The sequence below is a fragment of the Pseudomonas sp. LB3P81 genome (genome assembly GCF_054897965.1).
Genome location: NZ_JBUBVG010000001.1, coordinates 2,487,216 through 2,507,636, shown reverse-complemented (window position 1 = coordinate 2,507,636; position 20,421 = coordinate 2,487,216). Strand labels below are relative to the sequence as shown.

The following is a 20,421-nucleotide window of genomic DNA, read 5'->3' as shown; positions in this document are numbered from 1 at the left end:
GGGTTTGTCATGAAATTAGCCATTCTTACGGCCTGTCCGAACGGCATGGTCACCAGTGTGCTGTGCGCCCGTTTGCTCGATGCCGCGGCGCAGCGGCAGGGCTGGAGCACCAGCGTCGAAGTGATTGACGCGGCGCACCCGGAACGTCAGTTGTCGACGGCCACGATCGAGACCGCCGAGTGGGTGTTGCTGGTGACCAGCGCGCCAGTGGAAATGTCGCGTTTCGTCGGTAAGCGCGTGTTCCAGAGCACCCCGGCGCAAGCGCTGCAAGATGTCGAAGCGGTGCTGCGGCGCGGTGCCGCAGAAGCGCAGGTTTACGTCGCCCCCGAAGCCGTGGCCGAGCCAGTGGCCCTCGTTAAAAACGCCCCGCGGCTGGTCGCGATTACCGCGTGCCCGACCGGCGTTGCTCATACCTTCATGGCCGCTGAGGCTTTGCAGCAAGCGGCGAAACGTTTGGGGTATGACCTGCAGATCGAAACCCAGGGTTCGGTCGGCGCGCGCAATCCGTTGAGTGCGACAGCGATTGCCGACGCTGACGTGGTGCTGCTGGCCTGCGACATCGAAGTCGCGACCGAGCGTTTTGCCGGCAAGAAAATCTACCGATGCGGCACTGGTATCGCGTTGAAGCAAGCCGAAGCGACGCTGAATAAAGCGCTGGCTGAAGGCAAACAGGAAAGTGCTGCGACCGGCGCCAAAGGTCCGGCCAAACAAGAGAAGACCGGCGTCTACAAACACCTGCTGACCGGCGTGTCGTTCATGCTGCCGATGGTGGTGGCGGGCGGTTTGATGATCGCGTTGTCGTTCGTCTTCGGCATCACCGCGTTCAAGGAGGAAGGCACGCTGGCCGCCGCGCTGATGCAGATCGGTGGCGAGACTGCGTTCAAGCTGATGGTGCCGCTGCTGGCGGGTTACATCGCCTACTCGATCGCCGATCGCCCGGGCCTTGCGCCGGGGATGATCGGTGGTCTGCTGGCGAGCACGTTGGGTGCCGGTTTCATCGGCGGGATCATTGCCGGTTTCATCGCCGGTTACGCGGCGCAGGCGATCAATCGGTATGTGCGTTTGCCGCAAAGCCTTGAGGCGCTGAAACCGATCCTGATCATTCCGTTGCTGGCGAGTCTGTTCACCGGTCTGGTGATGATCTACGTGGTCGGCAAACCGGTGGCCGGGATGCTCGCGGGGCTCACGCACTTCCTCGACAGCATGGGCACCACCAACGCGATTCTGCTGGGTGTGTTGTTGGGCGGGATGATGTGCGTCGACCTTGGCGGGCCGATCAACAAGGCGGCCTATGCGTTTTCGGTGGGGCTGCTGGCTTCGCAGAGTTATGCGCCGATGGCCGCGACCATGGCGGCCGGCATGGTGCCGCCGATTGGCTTGGGCATTGCCACGTTCATTGCACGGCGCAAGTTTGCCCAGACTGAACGCGAGGCGGGTAAAGCGGCGTTGGTGCTGGGGTTGTGCTTCATCTCCGAAGGCGCGATTCCGTTTGCCGCCAAAGACCCGTTGCGGGTAATCCCTGCGAGCATTGCCGGCGGCGCGCTGGCCGGTGCGCTGTCGATGTATTTCGGCTGCAAACTGATGGCGCCGCACGGTGGATTGTTTGTGTTGGCGATCCCGAATGCGATCAACCATGCGCTGCTTTATTTGCTGGCGATTGTGGCCGGGAGTTTGCTGACGGCGGTGGTGTATGCGGTGGTCAAGCGGCCGGAAGTTGTTGAGCTGGCAATAGAACCAGCCAGCGCCTGACACCTAACCAATGTGGGAGCGGGATTGCTCGCGAAGACGGACTTGCGTTCAACATAGATGTCGACTGAATGACCGCTTTCGCGAGCAAGCCCGCTCCCACAAGAAGCTGGTTCGTTTGCGGAGTTTGGGGGCATTTCCGGTTAGCGCCTCCGAGCTCAATCAGGGCTTTGAATTCCTGATTGGGGTAATCGGAAAGACAGCTTCTGGTTTTCATTAATCAGCTCTGAAACCTGGAAGGCCCTGGGCTGCACGCCACTGCTTCACAGTCTGCGTGATGCCTTCATTTGAGTTGTCCGCACCCTCTTCAAGGTAGTAAAAGAGATCGGTTCCGTCAGGATTCTCTGTAATCTCGCAAAACTGTTTTAGCAAAGGATCGAGAATCTCGTCCGGTGCAGTCTGGTTCGCGGCCCGGATTTCCTGCATGAGTTGAATAAACTCTGCTTCGGTGAAATCAGCAAAATTTTTCTTCAAGGGCGGTCAATTGTGGCGAGGGAACAGGTGGCCTTGCCACAAAAGTGCGTTTTGGATTTACAAAATGATTGTGGCTCGATGGTCAAAGTCACTCGACTTTGAACCCCGGCAAACCTTGAGTGGCACGCCATTCCTTGAGTGTACGAGTAATACCTTCTGCCGAGTCGTCAGCGCCGTCCTCTGGATAGAAAAGCAAATCTGACCCCGCCGGATGGCCACATATAGTGTTGAAGTGATGCACCAGCCTGTTTTCAACTTCTTCACTTTGATCGTTTCCTATGATGCGTTGAAGCAACCCAATGAATTCTTCTTCCGTGTAATCCGAAATGTTGCTTTTCAGAGTCATTATCTGTTCTCCCTGTGAATTTCTGCGTGTCGTTTAGGGGTAAGTACCGTGAGATTGTCGACGTCATACACAGCACCGCCATGCTGTATCTGCTCAATATGATGTATTTCGTAGCGAGCGTTTTCGCCGTTGTGGTCCAGTCTGCGTGCGAAGGGAGCTCTGCCGTTCATGAGTTTGCCAATATTGCTTGGTTTGAATTGAACCAGTAGCTCGGAATCATTTCCCACAGCAGTCCAAAATGCCTTCCTGAAAGCATCAAAGTCTCTGAATTTTTGTCCCCGGAGCACATCCGCAATGCGCGTTGGAATGGGTGAACCCTGCCCAGTACTGGCCCCCGCCAGCCAAACCCCCGCCACATCCTCACCCACCCCCGTAACACCACCCGGTTCATAGCGAGCATTGAGCATGATGTAAATCGGCTCAAGCCCCGAGTCCGCCGGGAACCAGATAATCGCATCCTGATACTCGGGCGGATGCTCTGGGTTCACCAATATCTTGTCGGCTTGTTTGGTGGGCGGGTACACCCATATCGTCGGCAGCGGCGGGGCGCCTTCAAGGGCGGGGACTGTTGGGGCGTCGTCAGGATTGGCGACGGGCGTCCAGGTCAGGCCAATGCCGTTGCCGAGGTCGGCGACAAATTGTTCACCTTCCTTTTCGGCTTTGATGACCGGCACGAACTCCCAGTCTTTTTTCCCGCCGGTGTAGAAGCCGTAGGCGTTGACCGCGCCATCCGCCAAGGTCTTCACGTTGACGCGAACGCGGGTTCGTCCCGTATCCAGTGCCGCGTACTGTTCGTTTTTGTAGAAGGCGCTGTCGGGCGACAGGTTCGTATTTGGCATCAATAGCGCCACGGTTCCCACCGTGGCTCCCGCCATCAATGTCGAGCCGGTCAGTGTGAGGGCCAGAGAACCGCCAAGACGTTGGCCGAGGGCGGTGGCAGTTGCCGAGCCGGCCACCCATTTGAGCGGTGCGCCTTCGGCGGTAATCGTCGCGCCGGTGCCCAGTACGGCCCACAGCCCGTAGTCGGCCAGTCGTTCGACCGGGACAAAACCGGCGGGGTTGTCGTGATTGATGACGCCGTCGGGCAGGTTGCAGCTTTTGGCGAACACGCAACCTTGAGTTTTGAGCTGGTTGGGTTGTTCGAGTGGTTTGAGCCAACGCTCTTCGTCGGCCTGTTGCCGGGCGAGCATGTCGTCGTAGGGCTTTTGCTGAGCCTCGCGTTCGGCGATTTCGGCCGGGGTCATGTCGCGCAGGAAGCGAACGCCGGTGCCGCTACCGCCGCCACCCGTCACATGTACCCAGACTTGGGGGATGTCCTTGTCGCGTGCCATAGGCGTCCTTTTCCGCATGTGTCCGGAGCAGCCTCAAACTTATCCGGGGCGCTCGGGTGCTGGCGTTAGGACGTTTCCTAAAAGCGGCGCTGAAATTTCCTATTTCATGGTGTTGCAGGGGGGCGAGTCAGCACGACCGCGTTATCGTTCTTCGCGGGCAAGCTGCTCCCACAGGGTTCGGCGTTGAACGCAAATCTTGTGTACGACATCGATCACTGTGGGAGCGGGCTTGCCCGCGATGGGGGCGGCGGCAACACCGCTAAATCGTGGCTTTGTACTCGTTCTCCCGCTGCAACGCCCGCGCCTGAACCACATCCAGCACAGCGCAGCCTTCACGCATGAGCAGATGCACGGCGCGGGTGATACGCGTCAGATCACAGTCGGAAGTGTTTTTCAGATTCAGGCTGGATAGCATGTCTGACAAATCTCGAACCACGGTGAAGCGGTGCATGGCGCAGGCGGTGAGTTCGCTTAGTTCTTTGTGGGTGTTGACGAAGAGCACCGGTGTTTCGGCGTCGTAGGTGTCGATTGGGAGGTAACGGGGCATGACTTGGAACATAGGTGTAACTCCAAATAGAGCTACCACCGTTCGCGGCCAAGCGAAAAAGGTGGCAGCTGTGTGCGGGTTGGCCGACCGGCACACCCAACCCCGGCACACCCTAAGGTGTCCCGCGCACAGCTGCCATAACACGACATCCAGACCTGAAAATGTCTAAACAATGACGCTGATGCGTTTGGTGTGGTCGGCGTTTTTCAAGGTAGTTGTCGCGTCAACCGTCTAACTATGCCGCTCTTTTCTCGACCTGTTGCTCTCGATCCGGGTTCAACAGCACGGTGCCGATCGGCTCCCAGTTACGTGTGCAACCCGACCACCGTTCCGGCTTTTTCTCTTTGGCTCGTTCGTACAGCTCATGTCGCCGGGCCAAGACCTGATGGTCCAGTCCTCGATGCCGCTCAGCCGGTGTGACGAACCGGATACGGCTATGCCGGTGTTCGTTGTTGTACCAGCGCATGAAATCCCTCACCCAAGCTCGTGCGGCGTCCAGACTGGCAAAGCCATGCTGCGGCCATTGCGGGCAGTACTTCAGTGTTCTAAACAGCGACTCCGAGTAGGGATTGTCGTTGCTCACCCGCGGTCGGCCCCGCGAGGGCGTGATGCCCAGTTCGTACATCTTGCTCAACAGCGTCACCGATTTCATCGGCGCTCCGTTGTCCGAGTGCAGCACCAGCGGTTCGTGTAAACACTGCTCGCCGATCACGCTGCGTTGCAGCAGCGCGGCGGCTTTCTCGCCGCTTTCCGCGTCGTAGACCTCCCAGCCCACGGCCTTGCGGCTGTAAATATCCTCGATCAGATAGAGGTAGTAATACTTGCCGCGTATCGGCGACGGCAGATACGTGATGTCCCATGACCACACCTGATTGGGCGCTTCAGCCGCATGCGTCGTTGGGGCCGCGTGCCGCCTGGGGCGCTGGCTACGACCTCGATGCTGCTGTTGACCCGCCGCACGCAAGACGCGATAAAACGTTGCCTCCGACGCCAGATAGCGCCCTTGATCGGCCAGGCGCGGCACGATCTGGCTCGGCGGCAGATGGGCGTACTCCAGGCTGTTGCACAGCGTCACAATGGTCTGTCGCTCAGCCTCGTTTAGTGCATTTCGCGGCGTTGGCCGTGTGACAGTCGTTCGGGCATCGGCCTGGATAACGTCTGTTTCAGTCCACCGTTGCAAAGTCCGCAGCGATAGACCGATTTCCAGGCAGGCCCTGATTTTTCTGGCTCCCGCCGCGACCGCGTTGCTCAGCCAGTCCACGAGTAACTGCCGTTCTGGCAAAGACGTCAGTTGTCCTCGTTGTCGGTCCCCCAGTAGTCGTTGAGCTTTTTTCGCAGCACCAACAACGCCGCTGTTTCAGCGAGCGCCTTGTCTTTGCGGCGCAGTTCGCGCTCAAGTTCCTGGATGCGTTTCTTATCTTTGCGAGACTGCTCCCGATCTTCTTTTTGCTGGGCCTTTTCCGATTTCTGGCCGGTGATGAAGGCTTGTCGCCAGGCAGTGATTTGCTCGGGGTAAAGGCCTTTGCGGCGGCAATACTCGCCCAGGTCGATCTCGGACAAACCGGCCGCTTCAAGGACGACAGCAAACTTGGTTTCGGCTGACCAGTTCTGAGCCGATTGCTTGTTTTCGGACACTGCACTTCCTTCAGAACTGAGCTGCTTGCGCCAGTTGGACAAAGACATTTCGCTGACCCCTTCGCGCCGGGAAACCTCGGCCATCGACAGGTTCAGTGGGGGAAGCAGCATCTTGAGTAATGCGGCTCTGCGTTCAGGTGAATAGTACGGCACGACCAGTCTCTTTCCGCCCCCGATATGCTTTTTTAGGAAAAACCGGAGAGGCGACAACTATCCTGACACCGGGGGTGGTCGACCGGCCAAGGTCGTTCGCGGTGTTTTCCGCGAACCTGAACTATGGAGTCGATGCCGAAACGCGGCAACAAGATACGTTGTAGGAAACGTCTTGAAAAGTTGTGTGCCTCATGATGATCATTTCCATGCACCGCGTGGGAACACAATCCTGTAGGAGTGAGCCTGCTCGCGATGGCGATCTTTCTGTCAGCAACGTCGCTGAATGTTAAACCGTCATCGCGAGCAGGCTCGCTCCTACAGGGGATTTGTGGCGTTGGTGGGTTTTGTGTCATGCCCGGGTCATGCAGGCATGTTTTAGTTTTCCTTTTTCAGGGAGATCACCATGAGCGAATTCGACCTCGGTCGCCGTCGTGTCATGCAAGCGGTCGGCGCCGGGCTGTTGCTTCCCGGCCTGGCGCCGGCGGTGATTGCTTCGGTCAAGGATCGGCCGCAACTCACCGATGGTGTGCAGTCCGGCGACGTGCTGGGTGACCGGGCGATGGTCTGGAGCCGCAGCGATCGTCCGGCGCGGATGGTGGTGGAGTGGGACACCCGCAGTGTGTTCAGCAACCCGCGCCGGTTCGTCTCGCCTCTCGCCGACGCCCGTAGCGATTTCACCGCGCGTGTGGAGCTCACCGGTCTGCCCGCCGATCAGGCGATTTTCTATCGCGTGCATTTCGAAGACGCCCAGAGCGGCGTCACCAGCGAGCCCTGGTTCGGTCACCTGCGCAGCGTGCCGCAGACACGGCGCGACATCCGTTTCGTCTGGAGCGGCGACACCGCCGGCCAGGGTTTCGGCATCAACCCGGACATCGGCGGCATGCGCATCTACGAAGCCATGCGTTTACGCCTGCCGGACTTCTTTATCCACAGCGGCGACTCCATCTACGCGGACGGCCCGATACCGGCGCAGCTTATTACTGAGAGTGGCCGCGTGTGGCGCAACATCACCAGCGAAGCCAAGAGCAAAGTTGCCGAAACCCTCGACGACTATCGTGGCAATTACCGCTACAACCTGATGGACGAAAACGTCCGTCGCTTCAACGCTGAAGTGCCGCAGATCTGGCAGTGGGATGACCATGAAGTGGTGAACAACTGGTCGCCCGGCAAGCAACTCGATGAACGCTACAAGAGCAAGGATATCCATGACTTGGTGGGGCGCGGGCGTCAGGCCTGGCTCGAATATGCACCGCTGCGTCTGCAGACCGCCGATGGTGGCGGGCGGATTTATCGCAAGATTGGTTATGGGCCGATGCTCGATGTGTTTGTGCTCGACATGCGCAGTTATCGCGAAGCCAATGACAGCAACCTGGGTGCCGCAAAACCCTTTCTCGGGCGTGAGCAACTGGACTGGCTCAAGCGAGAATTGAAAGGCTCTCAGGCCCAGTGGAAAGTCTTCGCCGCCGACATGCCGATCGGCCTCGACGTGCCCGACGGCGAAGTCAGCCCCGGCGTGGCGCGCTGGGACGCGGTGGCCAATGGTGATCCGGGACCGGCCCAGGGGCGCGAACTGGAAATCGCTGAATTGCTCGGTTTTCTACGGGCGCAACAGGTGCGCAATTTCGTGTTCCTGACGGCGGATGTGCATTACTGCGCGGCCCATCATTACCACCCGGACCGTGCGGCGTTTCAGGACTTTGAGCCGTTTTGGGAGTTTGTCGCCGGGCCCTTGAATGCGGGGAGTTTCGGTCCTGATCCGCTGGATAAAACTTTTGGGCCGGAAGTGGTGTTCGAGAAGGCACCGCCGGCGCAGAACATGTCGCCGTTTGCAGGGTTTCAGTTTTTTGGCGAGGTGAATATTGAGGGGGCGACGGGGGAGATGAGTGTGGTGTTGCGGGATCTGGATGGGGTCAGTGTGTTTGAACAGAAGTTGCAGCCGGTTTGAGACTGTTCTGGGCTGGTCACATCCCCCTTGTGGGAGCGAGCCTGCTCGCGAATGCGCTGGGTCAGTCAACATCTCTGTTGGATGTTAAACCGCATTCGCGAGCAGGCTCGCTCCCACAGGGATCGTGGTGGCTCAGTACACGTCGCGGCGGTAGCGACCTTGTTCGATCAGGCGATCAACCTCTTCAATCCCGAGCACTTCGTTAAGCACGTGATCCACCCCTGAAGCCATTCCTTGCAAGCTGCCGCAGATGTAAATCACGGCACCGTCGGCCAGCCATTTCTTCAGCGTTTCGGCGGATTCGCGCAGGCGATCCTGCACATAGATCTTCTCGGCCTGATCCCGCGAAAACGCCAGGTCCAGACGCTCGATATCCCCCGAAATCAGCCACTCTTCCAGCTCGGCGCGACACAGGTAGTCGTGCTCGCGATTGCGCTCGCCGAACAGCAGCCAATGACGTTGCTGTCCATCGGCGATCCGCGCCTTGATCAAACTGCGCAGCCCGGCCAGGCCGGTGCCGTTGCCCAGCAGGATCATCGGCACCGGTTCGACCGGCAGATGGAAACCGCTGTTGCGTCGTACGCGCAAGCTGATGGTGCTGCCCACCGGCGCGTGCTCGGTCAGCCATCCGGAACCGATGCCCAGACTGCCGTCGGGATGCAGTTCCTGACGCACGATCAGTTCCAGCACGCCGTCGGCGGCTATCGAGGCGATGGAGTATTCGCGCATGGCCAACGGCACCAGCGCGTCCACCAGCGCTTGCGCGTGCAGGCCGACCAGATGAGCGCGGTTCTCTGGCAGTTGTCGACTGGCGAGGGCTTGCTCCAAGGGTTGTGTCAGGCCATCAAGCGTTACCGCCGCGCGGCCGTCGATGCCCAGACCATCGAGGAAATGCTCGATGACCCACGAGCAATTGCGCGGCAACACTTCCACCAGATCACCGGCCAGCCAGCTGCTGGTCGTCGGGGCGATAAGGTCGAGCAAGTAAACCGGCGAACCGCTGCTGTCCGGGTTCATCAATTCGCGGCGGGTGAGTGTCCAGTTGTCGTAGCTCGGTGCTTGCCAAGTGTCCACGGGTGCCTGTCCGGTCAGCAGACCGAGTTGCTGCTGCCAGTGACGCAAGGCGTAAGGGTCGCCGCAATCGACTTCCACTGGCGCGAACAGGTTCTTGCCGCCGTGCTCGCCGAGCCAGGTGTGCAAGCGGCGGGCGAAACCGCAGAAGTGCTGATACTGGCGATCGCCAAGTCCGAGCACCGCGTAATTCAGGCGCTCCAGGCTCAACGCGCGGCCCAGCACCTTGCGTTCGAAACCGCGGGCGCTGTCGGGTGCTTCGCCGTCGCCGAAGGTACTGACCACGAACAGCGCGTTGCTGGAATCACGCAGGTCCTGTTCGCTGACATTCGCCAGCGGCTGAACCTTCACCGGCATGCCGGCGGCCTGCAATTGCCCGGCGGTCTGCCAGGCCAGTTGTTCGGCAAACCCGCTCTGGCTGGCGAAACCGATCAGCCACGCCGGTGCGTCGCTGCCCGGTTGTGCGAGCCCTTTACGGGTGTCCCTGATCTGCTTTTTCTTGCGTCGACGATCGAGGTAAAGCAACCAGCCGGTGATGAAAAACAGCGGCATGGTCAGCGCGCTGATCGTCAGGATGATCCGTCCGACAATCCCGAAGTAACTGCCGACGTGCAGCGCATAGATGCTCGTCAGCAGTTGCGCCTTGAAACTTTTGTCGCTGTAGCGGTCATGGCGTTTGACGATGCCGGTGGCCGGGTCGAGGGTGATCTGGTTCAGCGCGCGGTCGTGCGGCGAGGTGTTCAGCAGGTAAAACACGGTCGCCGGTTGCCCGGCCACTGGCGGCATGCGGATGTTGTAGGCACTCAGTGCCGGACCGGCAGCGCTGTAGATGCTGCTCCACATCGCAGCGTAATCGGCGGTCGGTGCCGCGCCCGCAGGCGCAGGACCACGATTGCGAACCCGCTCGTTCTGCGGCGCATCGGAAAGCAGTTGGGTCAGGCCTTTGTTGTACCACTCGTAAGACCAGGACAACCCGGTCAGCGCCGCCAGGAGGTAAAACACCAGGCACCAGGTGCCGGCCACCGAGTGCAAATCCCAATTGAAGCTGCGACCCTTTTTCTTCCAGTCGAGGGTCAGCCAGGCGCGCCAGCTTTTCCACTGGCGCGGCCAGCGCAGGTACAGACCGGACAGGCAGAAAAACACCAGAATCAACGTGCAGGCACCGGTGATCTGCCGGCCGGTATCGCCCATGGCGAGGAAACGGTGCAGTTGCAGCATCAGGCCGAAGAAATCCTGGCCGGTGGCGTCACCCAAGAACTCGGCGGTGTACGGATCGAAGTAGCGCATCTCCCCGCGACGTTCGCCCGGTGGTGGCGTGAAGATCACCCGCGCGGCGTTGCCGCTGTCGGTCTCGACCCAGAGCATCGAGACTTTCTTGCCCGAGGCGCCTTCGATTTTTTCCACCAGTTCGGCGGGTGGCAGCACGCCGGCGACCTGCTTCTCGACCTGCAACACCGACGGATTCAGTGCGCGCAGGATTTCATCCTGAAACGACACCGTCGCCCCGGTGATGCCCATCAGGGCCAGGACCAGCCCGGCACTGATACCGAAAAACCAGTGCAACTGGAACAGGGTTTTCTTCAACACGTCGCTCGCCTTGTTCGTTCGAAAATTTTCATCACGGCGCGCATTATGCCGTGGGCTGTCGAGAAGCATTCTTTTTTACGCACAAAAGCCCCGTTCATGTGGATGAACGGGGCCTTTGATCCTGTAGGAGCTGGCGAAGCCTGCGATCTTTTGATCTTTAGCGATTTCAGCTCCGCCAAAAATCAAGATCAAAAGATCGCAGCCTTCGGCAGCTCCTACGGGGGTTGGGTTAGAAGTGGAAGTTGGCGCTCAGCAGGGCGGTACGACCCGCCGCCACGTGGGCGTAGTGGTTCTGCAGTATCTGGTCGAAGTAACGCTTGTCGGTCAGATTCTGCACGTTGAGTTGCAGGTCGACGTTTTTGGTCAGGCGGTAGCTGGCCATCGCGTCGTAACGCCAGTAGGACGGGATCTCCACCGAGTTGGCGATGTTGCCGAACTGCGAGTCAACGAAGGTGGCACCGGCGCCGACGGTCAACTTGTCCGGTACCAGGTCGTAGGTCGACCAGAACGTGAAGTTGTTCCGCGGGGTACTCGGCATATGGTTGCCTTCATCGGCGGCGAGGGTGGTTTTGACCACTTCGCTTTCCATGTAGGTGTAGCCGCCGAAGACCCTCCAGTTACGGGTCAGCTTGCCGCTGTAGCTCAGCTCCAGACCGTTGACGGTTTGCTCGCCGTCCAGCACTTGAGTGGTGCCGCCATCCGGATCGTCCATACGGGCGTTGGTTTTTTCAGTGCGGAACAGCGCGGCGGTCAATGACAGGTCATTACCAAAGAAGTCCCACTTGGTGCCGATCTCGTAGTTGCGGTTCTTTTCTGGATCGAGGTCGCTGTTGTTGGCGGCCAGTTCCAGGTTGCCGTTGCCGCTGGTTTCGCCCGCCGGGTTGCTGGAGGTCGAGTAGGCTACGTAGATGCTGCCGTTCGGCAATGGGTTATAGACCACGCCGATCTGGTAGTTCACCAGGTCGCTGGTGTTCTCGCGATCAAAGCTCCCCGCCGGTGTGGTACGGCCAGCGTTAGCGAAGCCGCTGGATTCGACCTGGTAGTTGTCATAACGCAGGCCCAGGTTCAGGGACCATTGTTCGTTGAACTTCAAGGTGTCGAACACATAAGCGGCGGCGGTTTTCGTATCGGTATCGGTGAAAGCATTGCTGTCGGTGATCCTGCCGTTCCAGTTATCCCCAGGCGTCGGGTTGTACAGACTGGTGCAGTCGCCGGAGCGGAAGAGAGCAGGGTTGCACGTCGTGCCGCTGGCGGCCGAAGTCAGGATGTACGGGCGGTTGTGGGTGTCTTGATAAGAGAACTCAAGACCGGTCACCAGGCTGTGTTCGATGGTGCCAGTGTCGAATTTGGCGCTCAGGTCGGTCTGGTTGATCCAGCCGCTGGATGTCGAATTACGGGTCTTGGCGCCACGGTACACACTGCCCTTGGCGACGTTGCCCTTGCTGTCGTCCGGGTTAGTGACGATGTAGTCCAGGGTCGAACGGGACATGCGGAAACTGTTGGACACGGTCAGGTCATCATTCAGATCGTGCTCGATCTTGATGGTGCCGCTGTCATTGGTGGTTTCGCGATAGTCGCGGCTGGTGAGGCCGTAGAAGTTGTCGCGGTCGACATTCGCCGGCTTGTCGACGTTGTACTTGCTGCGAGCCGGGTTCAGGGTCAGCGGAATGCCGTAGTCCGGCATGTCGTCGGTTTCGACGTGGTAGTAGCCGACGGTCAGGCGGGTATCGGTGCCCAGACCGAAAGCGAACGTCGGCGCCACACCCCAGCGGCTGACGTCCACGGTGTCACGGCCGGCGACATTGGCTTCGTGTTTCATCAGGTTCAGGCGGAAGGCCGAGGTGTCGGTCATCTGCTGGTTCAGGTCAAGTGTGGTGCGCTTGGTCTGATCCGAACCCCAGGTGAAGCCACCATTGTAGAAACTGCCCAGTTTGGCGGTCTTGCTCACCAGGTTCAGGCTGCCACCGGTGGAGCCGGCGCCGGTGAAGGCCGACCCCGGTCCCTTGCTGACTTCGATCGATTCAACGTTGAAGATTTCGCGGCTCTGGGACGCCGGGTCGCGCATGCCGTCGACGAAGGTGTCGCTTTCAGCGTTGAAGCCACGAATGATCGGACGGTCGCCCGCCGGGTTACCGCCTTCGCCAGCACCGAAGGTGATGCCCGGTGTCGTGCGCAAGGCGTCGACGAGACTGGTAGCGCCCGTGTCGCGGATCACCTGCTGCGGAATCACGGTGACGCTTTTCGGTGTTTCGCGCAGCGGTGCGGTGTATTTCTTGTTGGCTGAGGTATCGGTCTTGTAGGAGGTATCGTCCTGAGCTTCGCCGCTGATAGCGGTAGCGCCCAGGGAAATCACGTTGCCCGGTGCTTTTTCATCGGTTTTTTCAGCCGCGAAAACCATGTGCCCCGCGGAGCTGGCCGTGATCGCCACGCCAATTGCAGAAGCGAGTAAACGCGGTGAACTGACCGGTAATTGTAATTGTTGGCGTGACATGTGAATTCCCCTCCCCAAGGATTTGAGGCCGCGGAATATAGGGTAGATGCATCCATGTATCAATTGCGAAACGTTACTATTCGCACTGAATTTACATTCTTTACAATTTATCCTTACGGTTTTTGATGTTTCATCCGTCATGGGGGTTTTACACCGGCAATAAGAATCAATACCATTGCCACCCCTTTGCCTTCAGGTGTTTTCCCATGCTGCTGCACATCCCCGGCGTGTTCGCTAAAGAAGAAGTGCAGCGCATCCGCGAGGCGCTGGAGCAGGCGGATTGGGCGGACGGAAAAATAACCGCCGGTTACCAGTCGGCCAAGGCCAAGCACAATCTGCAACTGCCGGAAGGTCATCCGCTGGCCAAGGAAGTCGGCGCGGCGATGCTGGAGCGGTTGTGGAAAAATCCGCTGTTCATGTCCGCGGCATTGCCGCACAAGGTTTTTCCTCCGTTGCTGAACTGTTACACGGCGGGTGGCAGTTTCGACTTTCATATCGACAACGCCGTGCGTCAGCCCAAAGGCAGCATCGAGCGCGTGCGCACGGACCTGTCGGCGACCCTGTTCTTCAGCGAGCCTGAGGATTACGACGGCGGTGAGCTGGAAATCCAGGACACCTTCGGCACCCAGTGCGTGAAGTTGCCCGCCGGCGACATGGTCCTGTATCCCGGCACCAGCCTGCATAAGGTCAATGCCGTCACCCGTGGCACTCGCTATGCCTCATTTTTCTGGACCCAAAGCCTGGTCCGCGAAGACAGCCAGCGCGCGCTGCTGTTCGAGATGGACGGGGCGATCCAGCAACTGACGCAGGACATGCCGGATCACCCATCGCTGATCCGACTCACGGGCACGTATCACAACCTGTTGCGTCGCTGGGTCGAGGTATGAGTTTTCAACTGCGCCGCGAAGAAGTGCTCGACGGCGATCATCTCAAAGCCATGCTCAATGAAAGTCCCGCTCGCGCGGCTCAGGCGATTCTGATCGCTGCCCGCGAAGGCGTGCTCGATGCTCAGGCCTTGCTCGGTCAAATCCTGCTGGATGGGCAGGGCATTGAACTTGATCAAAAACTGGCGGTGCGCTGGTTCCAGATCGCCGCGCAGCGCGGGCACTTGATGGCGCGCAACATGCTCGGCCGCTGTCATGAACATGGCTGGGGCTGCGAGGCCGACGCTTCAGTCGCTGCGGGGCATTATCGCGTCGGCGCCGAAGCCGGACTGGATTGGGCGATGTACAACTACGCCAATCTGCTGGCGACCGGGCGCGGCGTGGATGAGGACCAGATACAAGCGCTGAATCTTTATGGTCGCGCCGCTGAACTGGGCCATGCGAAGTCGATGAATCTGTTGGGACGTTATCTGGAAGACGGGCGGGTTTGCCTGGCAGATCCGCAAGCTGCGCGTGATTGGTATCGACGTTCGGCAGTCGGTGGGGATTTTCGTGGGCAGTTCAGTTATGCGGCCGTGCTGGCGGATGAAGGAAACGTCGAGGAAGCGCTGCACTGGCTACGCAAGGCGCTGGCCGGCGGCAATCTGAATTTCTTGCGGGTGGCGAGCCAGACGTTGTTGAGCGCAACCCAACCGCAAATTCGCGCCTTGGCAACCGATTATGCCCAGCGATCCGCCGAACTCGAGCTGGAACTCGTTCCTTTGTAGGAGCTGCCGAAGGCTGCGATCTTTTGAGCTTGTTTTTAAAGGGCAAGATCAAAAGATCGCAGCCTTCGGCAGCTCCTACAAGGGGAGCGGCGTTTTCCAGACACAAAAAAGCCCATGACACGTCATGGGCTTTTTGATTTCTGCGTGCAGCGTTTTACACGTAGAACGATTTCAGCGGCGGGAAGCCGTTGAATTCAACCGCGCTGTAACTGGTGGTGTAAGCACCGGTCGACAACCAGTACAAACGATCACCAATCGCGAGGTTCAACGGCAGGCCGTACTTGTAGTTCTCGTACATGATGTCGGCGCTATCGCAGGTCGGGCCGGCGATGACGACTTCTTCCATCTCGCCTTTTTTCTCGGTCCAGATCGGGAACTTGATGGCTTCGTCCATGGTTTCGATCAGGCCGGAGAACTTGCCCACATCCGTGTACACCCAACGCTCGACGGCGGTACGGGATTTACGCGCAACCAGTACCACTTCGCTGACCAGGATGCCGGCGTTGGCAATCAACGAACGGCCCGGTTCCAGGATGATTTCCGGCAGGTCGTCGCCGAAGTCTTCCTTGAGGAAACGGATGATTTCTTCAGCGTAGGTTTCCAGGCTGTTGGTGCGGGTGATGTAGTTGGCCGGGAAGCCACCACCCATGTTGATCAGCTTCAGATGGATGCCGTCTTCTTCTTTCAAACGCTCGAAGATCACTTTGACCTTGGCGATCGCCGCGTCCCAGACACTGATGTCGCGCTGTTGCGAGCCGACGTGGAACGAGATGCCATAAGGCACCAGGCCCAGGTCACGGGCGAGGATCAGCAGGTCCATGGCCATGTCGGTCTGGCAGCCGAATTTGCGCGACAACGGCCAGTCAGCGGTGGTCGAGCCTTCGGTGAGGATGCGCACGTAGACTTTCGAACCCGGTGCGGCCTTGGCGATGTTGCGCAGGTCGGCTTCGGAGTCGGTGGCATACAGACGCACGCCCTTCTCGTAGAAGTAGCGGATGTCCTTGGATTTCTTGATGGTGTTGCCGTAGCTGATGCGATCCGGGCCGACGCCCTGGTTCATCACTTTGTCGAGCTCGTAGATCGAGGCGATGTCGAAGCTCGAGCCTTTCTCTTTGAGCAGGTCGATGATTTCGACGGCCGGGTTGGCCTTGACCGCGTAGTAGACCTTGGCGAATTCGAAACCGGCGCGCAGGTCGTCATAGGCCTGGCTGATCATCGCGGTGTCGATCACCACGAACGGGGTTTCTTGTTTGTCGGCGAAGGCCTTCATTTTCTGGAAGGTATCGCGCGCGAAATAGTCTTCGACGTTGATCGACATACTTGGGAGCTCCTACTGGCAAACGTTAGTAATCAATGGGTGCAAATGAACGTCCTCCGTATCCCCACTTTGGTTCGCCTACTTCCCAAGGCATGTCGCCGAAAGCAAAAAGGCCACGGGAGGCGGTGCTTCCCTTGGCCTTGCTGTCTCGTCGTCAGTACTTGAGCCGGATGGATCGTTTCCAGCATGGACGTTCGGCGCGAACTTTAGGGCGTGAGGGGCTTGAGATCAACAAAAAATGTCGCGTTTTTGCACGCTTCCGTCGTGCGGTCCCGGACAGTTACTGATGTAACCGACCTGCATGACAGTGTGATGTTCCCCGGTTGGCCATTTTTTTGAAGGGATCTGCATTGCCTTTGTGGCGAGGGAGCTTGCTCCCGCTGGGCTGCGCAGCGGCCCCAAAATCAGGCAATGCGGTTCTACAGAAACACCGCATCGGCTGACTTGCGACTGCTTCGCAGCCGAGCGGGAGCAAGCTCCCTCGCCACAGGGTTGGTCAGGCCAGCGCTGTCTCGGCCGGCGAAACAATACTGGTCTTGCCCCCACGGGACTTGCCGGAGCTGAGGTATTCGGCAATCGATTCCTGAGTCACCTCCCCGAGGAACACCCGCTCCGCATCCATCACCGGCAACCACGAGCGATTGAACTCGTACATCCGCGACAGCAGGATGCGCAAATGCTCGTCGTACGCGGCAGTGGCGTTGAACTCACGCAGGTACTGCGCGCAGCTCCCGGTCTGACGGTGCAGGTCGCGACGTCGTACATAACCCATCGCTTTGTTCGCACCATCTGTGACGACGACATAACGACGGTCCAGTTCGTCCATCAACTCCAGGGCTTCAGCCACCGGCGTTTCCGGGCTGACGGACGGCGCGTTGTCTGCCGCGTCTTCGGCCTTCACCAGCAACAGACGCTTGAGCGTGCTGTCCTGGCCGACGAAGTTGCTGACAAAGTCATCCGCCGGGTGCGCCAGCAGCGTATCCGGATGGTCGATCTGCAACAGCTTGCCGGCGCGGAAGATTGCAATCTTGTCGCCCAGCTTGATCGCTTCGTCGATGTCATGGCTGACCATGATCACGGTCTTGTTCAGCGCGCGCTGCATCTCGAAGAACTCGTTCTGGATCATCTCGCGGTTGATCGGGTCGACCGCGCCGAACGGTTCGTCCATCAGCAACAGCGGCGCATCCGCCGCCAACGCACGAATCACACCGATCCGTTGCTGCTGGCCGCCGGACAATTCACGCGGGTAGCGAGTCAGGTACTGCTTGGGCTCAAGCTTGATCATGCTCATCAACTCGCGGGCGCGGTCGTGGCATTTCTGGTTGTCCCAGCCCAGCAGGCGCGGAACGATGGTGATGTTTTCCTCGATGGTCATGTTCGGGAACAGACCGATCTGCTGGATCACGTAACCGATGTTGCGCCGCAGGGTCACTGCGTCGAGGTCAGTGGTGTCTTCGCCGTTGATCAGGATCTTGCCCGAGGTCGGCTTGATCAGGCGGTTGATCATTTTCAGCGTGGTGCTTTTGCCGCAGCCCGATGGCCCGAGGAACACACAGATTTCGCCTTCGTTGACGGTCAGGCTGACCGAGTCCACGGCTTTCACGTCTTTGCCGTTGCTTTGGAAGGTCTTGCTGAGGTTTTGAAGTTCGATCATTTCAGGAGTCCTTTTGGAGTCAGCGTGCGTTGCAGCCATTGCAGAAGCAGGTCAGCGAAGATGGCCAGGAGACTGACCAGCACGGCGCCGACGATCAGCATCGACATGTCGCTGCGGCTGATGGAAGCGAGAATGAGGACACCGAGGCCACCGGCGCCGATGGTCGCGGCGATGGTCATGACACCGATGTTCATGACCACGGCGGTGCGCACGCCGGCGAGGATCACCGGCACGGCGATTGGCAGTTCGACCAAGCGCAGGCGCTGGCCGAAGGTCATGCCGATGCCGCGTGCGGCTTCGCGAATGCCCGGTTCAACGCCGGTCAGGGCGAGGTAGGTGTTACGCATGATCGGCAGCAGCGAGTACAGAAACACCGCCGTGATCGCTGGCATCGGACCGAGGCCCTGACCGAACTTGGAGTAGAACGGCAGCAGCAGGCCAAACAGCGCAATCGACGGCACGGTGAGCAGCACGGTGGCGCTGGCTTGCAAGGGACCGGCGAGCGTCGGGAAACGCGTCATCAGAATGCCCAGCGGCACGCCAACCAGAATCGCCAGGGTCACGGCGATGCCGACCAAAGTGATGTGCTGCCAGGTCAGGTGCAGCACCAGCGGCCAGTCGAGATGGGAAAAGGCGTTCAGAAATTCCATGGCTTTTCCTCCTTAGTTGATTGGATGCTGGCGCAGGAAATCGGCGGCAACGGATGAAGGGCTTTCGTGATCGACATCGACCCGCGCGTTGAGCTGGCGCATGGTTTCGTCATCGAACAGCTCGGCCAGCGGTTTGATCTCTTCCGCCAGTTTCGGATGGGCATCGAGGTAAACCTGACGCACCACCGGCGCGGCGGTGTAGTCCGGGAAGTAATGCTTGTCGTCTTCGAGCAGTTTCAGTTTGAAGGCGTTCAAGCGACCGTCGGTGGTGTAGACCAGACCGGCGAACACCTGGCCATTGCGCAGGGCGGTGTAGACCAGTCCCGCGTCCATCTGGCGGAAGTTTTTGCGGGTCAGGTTCATCCCGTAGAGGTCGACCATGCCGTCCAGACCGTCGGAACGGTTGGCGAACTCGGTGTCCAGCGCGACCAGGTGATGGGTCTTCGCTTCAGCCTGCATCACCGTGTTCAGCTCGCTGATGGTGTTGATCTGCGGGTAGGCCTTCGCGGTTTTTTCCGGCAGGGCCAGGGCGTAGGTGTTGCTGAATTTCGACGGGGTCAGCCAGATCAGGCCTTTTTTCGCGTCGAGTTCTTTCACCTTGGCGTAGGACTGAGCGCTGTCGAGTTTTTCGGTGACATGGTTGTAGGCCACCAGCGACACGCCGGTGTATTCCCACATCAAGTCCAGTTGGCCACTTTCGTGGGCGCTGCGAGCGAGGTTACTGCCCAATCCACCAGTCACCTGGGTGTCATAACCCTTGGTGCGCAGGTACTGGGAGGTGATTTCCGCGAGCAGGGTTTGTTCGGTGAACACCCGGGCGCCGATGCGGATCACCGGTTTTTCAGCGGCTTGGGCCAATCCTGCGAGCAGCAGGGCGCAGCCTAATAAAAAGCTACCGCCTTTTAGAAAAAGAGCTTTCATGATTATTCCTTTGCCGAGGCTTAAGACGGGCGCAAGCCGCGTTCGAGCCAGAGGCGGCTGGCGAGTGTCACCAGACCGTCGAGCAGCAAGGCCAGCAGGGCGGTGCAGGCCGCGCCAAGTAGCAGTTGCGGCTGATTGTTCAGGGCGATGCCGGGGAAAATCAGGCTGCCCAGACTGTTGGCGCCGATCAGGAACGCCAGTGGTGCCGTCCCGACGTTGATCGCCAGTGCTACACGCACGCCACCGATGATGATCGGCACCGCGTTCGGCAGTTCGACCCGCCACAGCACTTGAGTCGGTGTCATGCCGATACCGACGGCCGCTTCCTTGAGCGAACCCTGAACATTTTTCAGGCCTTCATAGGTGTTGCGCACGATCGGCAACAGCGAGGCGAGGAACAGGGCGAAGATCGCGGGGCCGCTGCCGATGCCCAGAATCCCCAGAGCGATGGCCAGTACGGCGAGAGGCGGCACGGTGTTGCCGATGTTGAAGATCTGCATGAAGCGTTCGGCGCGTCCAACCATGGTCGGGCGGCTGAGGAAGATGCCGGCGGGTAAGCCCACAACGAGGGCGGCCAGCATGGAAGCGAGGACGAGAATCAGATGAGCTTGCAGGTAAAACAACAAATCGTCGCGGTAATGTTCGATCGTGTTGATGCCAATCCAGTGGACCAGCAGGGCCAGAAGGGCGACGACAACCGCACCTCCTGTCAGCCCTTTGCCATAGCGAATAGCCACAGGCGGACTCCTTTTTTCTTTGTCGGCGAACGCAGTCCCGAGTGGTGGGTGGCCGGGGTAGCCATTCCTGGCTGCCGGGATCAACGTTCGCGAGAAGCAGCTCTTAATGCCGCACGCGTTTTCCTGTAGGAGCGAGCTTGCTCGCGATGGACGTCAACGATGAC

The 20,421-nt window shown here is 59.4% G+C and carries 16 protein-coding genes; 4 read left to right on the top strand and 12 right to left on the bottom strand.

The window, feature by feature from the left end; translation table 11 throughout:
* The first annotated feature begins 9 nt into the window (after nucleotides 1-9).
* The gene (locus tag ACYZTL_RS11650) at nucleotides 10-1,749 is read left to right on the top strand and encodes a PTS fructose-like transporter subunit IIB (RefSeq protein WP_461951913.1); all 1,740 of its coding nucleotides are present in this window, start codon (nucleotides 10-12) and stop codon (nucleotides 1,747-1,749) included.
* Between the two features lie 213 nt (nucleotides 1,750-1,962).
* Here the strand turns inward: ACYZTL_RS11650 and ACYZTL_RS11645 are convergent, their stop codons facing one another.
* From ACYZTL_RS11645 to ACYZTL_RS11625, 5 genes are all read right to left on the bottom strand, one after another.
* Nucleotides 1,963-2,220 (bottom strand): bacteriocin immunity protein, encoded by a 258-nt coding sequence (locus ACYZTL_RS11645; protein ID WP_461951912.1) that lies wholly within the window; start codon nucleotides 2,218-2,220, stop codon nucleotides 1,963-1,965.
* Nucleotides 2,221-2,308: 88 nt separating this feature from the next.
* Nucleotides 2,309-2,566: a bacteriocin immunity protein gene (locus ACYZTL_RS11640; RefSeq protein ID WP_461951911.1), complete on the bottom strand. Its 258-nt coding sequence runs from the start codon at nucleotides 2,564-2,566 to the stop codon at nucleotides 2,309-2,311.
* Nucleotides 2,566-3,897, bottom strand: a complete 1,332-nt coding sequence (locus ACYZTL_RS11635; protein ID WP_461951910.1) for an S-type pyocin domain-containing protein — start codon at nucleotides 3,895-3,897, stop codon at nucleotides 2,566-2,568. Before ACYZTL_RS11635 ends, ACYZTL_RS11640 begins: the two co-directional genes overlap by 1 nt.
* Nucleotides 3,898-4,156: 259 nt before the next feature.
* Nucleotides 4,157-4,456, bottom strand: coding sequence for a hypothetical protein (locus ACYZTL_RS11630; RefSeq protein ID WP_461951909.1), 300 nt, complete (start codon nucleotides 4,454-4,456; stop codon nucleotides 4,157-4,159).
* A gap of 223 nt (nucleotides 4,457-4,679) precedes the next feature.
* Nucleotides 4,680-6,232, bottom strand: a protein-coding gene (locus ACYZTL_RS11625; protein WP_461950368.1) for an IS3 family transposase whose coding sequence is annotated in 2 segments (ribosomal slippage) — nucleotides 4,680-5,770 and nucleotides 5,770-6,232 — 1,554 coding nt in all. Because the reading frame shifts where the segments join, the coding sequence is not laid out codon by codon here.
* A 403-nt stretch (nucleotides 6,233-6,635) separates the two neighbouring features.
* On the opposite strand from ACYZTL_RS11625, the gene ACYZTL_RS11620 reads away from it, so the two are divergent.
* A complete protein-coding gene (locus tag ACYZTL_RS11620) occupies nucleotides 6,636-8,177 on the top strand; it encodes an alkaline phosphatase D family protein (RefSeq protein WP_461951908.1) in 1,542 nt (513 codons plus the stop codon).
* A 132-nt stretch (nucleotides 8,178-8,309) separates the two neighbouring features.
* Here ACYZTL_RS11620 and ACYZTL_RS11615 read toward each other — a convergent pair whose 3' ends face one another.
* Nucleotides 8,310-10,835 (bottom strand): PepSY domain-containing protein, encoded by a 2,526-nt coding sequence (locus ACYZTL_RS11615; protein ID WP_461951907.1) that lies wholly within the window; start codon nucleotides 10,833-10,835, stop codon nucleotides 8,310-8,312.
* A 229-nt stretch (nucleotides 10,836-11,064) separates the two neighbouring features.
* Nucleotides 11,065-13,326 carry a TonB-dependent receptor gene (locus ACYZTL_RS11610; RefSeq protein ID WP_461951906.1) on the bottom strand — a complete coding sequence of 754 codons (2,262 nt, stop codon included), beginning with the start codon at nucleotides 13,324-13,326 and terminating at the stop codon, nucleotides 11,065-11,067.
* Nucleotides 13,327-13,532: 206 nt separating this feature from the next.
* Here ACYZTL_RS11610 and ACYZTL_RS11605 point away from each other — a divergent pair, with 206 nt between their 5' ends.
* On the top strand, nucleotides 13,533-14,213 hold the full coding sequence (locus tag ACYZTL_RS11605) for a Fe2+-dependent dioxygenase (protein WP_461951905.1): 681 nt from the start codon (nucleotides 13,533-13,535) through the stop codon (nucleotides 14,211-14,213).
* A complete protein-coding gene (locus ACYZTL_RS11600; protein ID WP_461951904.1) occupies nucleotides 14,210-14,977 on the top strand; it encodes a tetratricopeptide repeat protein in 768 nt (255 codons plus the stop codon). The genes ACYZTL_RS11605 and ACYZTL_RS11600 overlap by 4 nt, the downstream gene beginning before the upstream one ends.
* Nucleotides 14,978-15,131: 154 nt before the next feature.
* On the opposite strand, the gene ACYZTL_RS11595 is transcribed toward ACYZTL_RS11600, so the two are convergent.
* The 5 genes from ACYZTL_RS11595 to ACYZTL_RS11575 form a co-directional block, all read right to left on the bottom strand.
* Nucleotides 15,132-16,295 (bottom strand): type III PLP-dependent enzyme, encoded by a 1,164-nt coding sequence (locus ACYZTL_RS11595; protein WP_461951903.1) that lies wholly within the window; start codon nucleotides 16,293-16,295, stop codon nucleotides 15,132-15,134.
* Between the two features lie 496 nt (nucleotides 16,296-16,791).
* On the bottom strand, nucleotides 16,792-17,949 hold the full coding sequence (locus tag ACYZTL_RS11590; protein ID WP_461951902.1) for an osmoprotectant ABC transporter ATP-binding protein OsmV: 1,158 nt from the start codon (nucleotides 17,947-17,949) through the stop codon (nucleotides 16,792-16,794).
* Nucleotides 17,946-18,599, bottom strand: a complete 654-nt coding sequence (locus ACYZTL_RS11585) for an ABC transporter permease (protein WP_461951901.1) — start codon at nucleotides 18,597-18,599, stop codon at nucleotides 17,946-17,948. Before ACYZTL_RS11585 ends, ACYZTL_RS11590 begins: the two co-directional genes overlap by 4 nt.
* Before the next feature lie 12 nt (nucleotides 18,600-18,611).
* Complete coding sequence (locus ACYZTL_RS11580; protein ID WP_461951900.1) at nucleotides 18,612-19,520, bottom strand: glycine betaine ABC transporter substrate-binding protein; 909 nt, start codon at nucleotides 19,518-19,520, stop codon at nucleotides 18,612-18,614.
* Nucleotides 19,521-19,540: 20 nt separating this feature from the next.
* Nucleotides 19,541-20,257: an ABC transporter permease gene (locus ACYZTL_RS11575; RefSeq protein WP_461951899.1), complete on the bottom strand. Its 717-nt coding sequence runs from the start codon at nucleotides 20,255-20,257 to the stop codon at nucleotides 19,541-19,543.
* Between the last annotated feature and the right edge of the window lie 164 nt (nucleotides 20,258-20,421).

Coding starts and splice junctions, on each gene's coding strand:
- ACYZTL_RS11650 (WP_461951913.1), top strand. CDS start 10: ATGAAATTAGCCATTCTTACGGCCTGTCCGAACGGCATGGTCACCAGT.
- ACYZTL_RS11640 (WP_461951911.1), bottom strand. CDS start 2,566: ATGACTCTGAAAAGCAACATTTCGGATTACACGGAAGAAGAATTCATT.
- ACYZTL_RS11635 (WP_461951910.1), bottom strand. CDS start 3,897: ATGGCACGCGACAAGGACATCCCCCAAGTCTGGGTACATGTGACGGGT.
- ACYZTL_RS11630 (WP_461951909.1), bottom strand. CDS start 4,456: ATGTTCCAAGTCATGCCCCGTTACCTCCCAATCGACACCTACGACGCC.
- ACYZTL_RS11620 (WP_461951908.1), top strand. CDS start 6,636: ATGAGCGAATTCGACCTCGGTCGCCGTCGTGTCATGCAAGCGGTCGGC.
- ACYZTL_RS11610 (WP_461951906.1), bottom strand. CDS start 13,326: ATGTCACGCCAACAATTACAATTACCGGTCAGTTCACCGCGTTTACTC.
- ACYZTL_RS11605 (WP_461951905.1), top strand. CDS start 13,533: ATGCTGCTGCACATCCCCGGCGTGTTCGCTAAAGAAGAAGTGCAGCGC.
- ACYZTL_RS11600 (WP_461951904.1), top strand. CDS start 14,210: ATGAGTTTTCAACTGCGCCGCGAAGAAGTGCTCGACGGCGATCATCTC.
- ACYZTL_RS11595 (WP_461951903.1), bottom strand. CDS start 16,295: ATGTCGATCAACGTCGAAGACTATTTCGCGCGCGATACCTTCCAGAAA.
- ACYZTL_RS11590 (WP_461951902.1), bottom strand. CDS start 17,949: ATGATCGAACTTCAAAACCTCAGCAAGACCTTCCAAAGCAACGGCAAA.
- ACYZTL_RS11585 (WP_461951901.1), bottom strand. CDS start 18,599: ATGGAATTTCTGAACGCCTTTTCCCATCTCGACTGGCCGCTGGTGCTG.
- ACYZTL_RS11580 (WP_461951900.1), bottom strand. CDS start 19,520: ATGAAAGCTCTTTTTCTAAAAGGCGGTAGCTTTTTATTAGGCTGCGCC.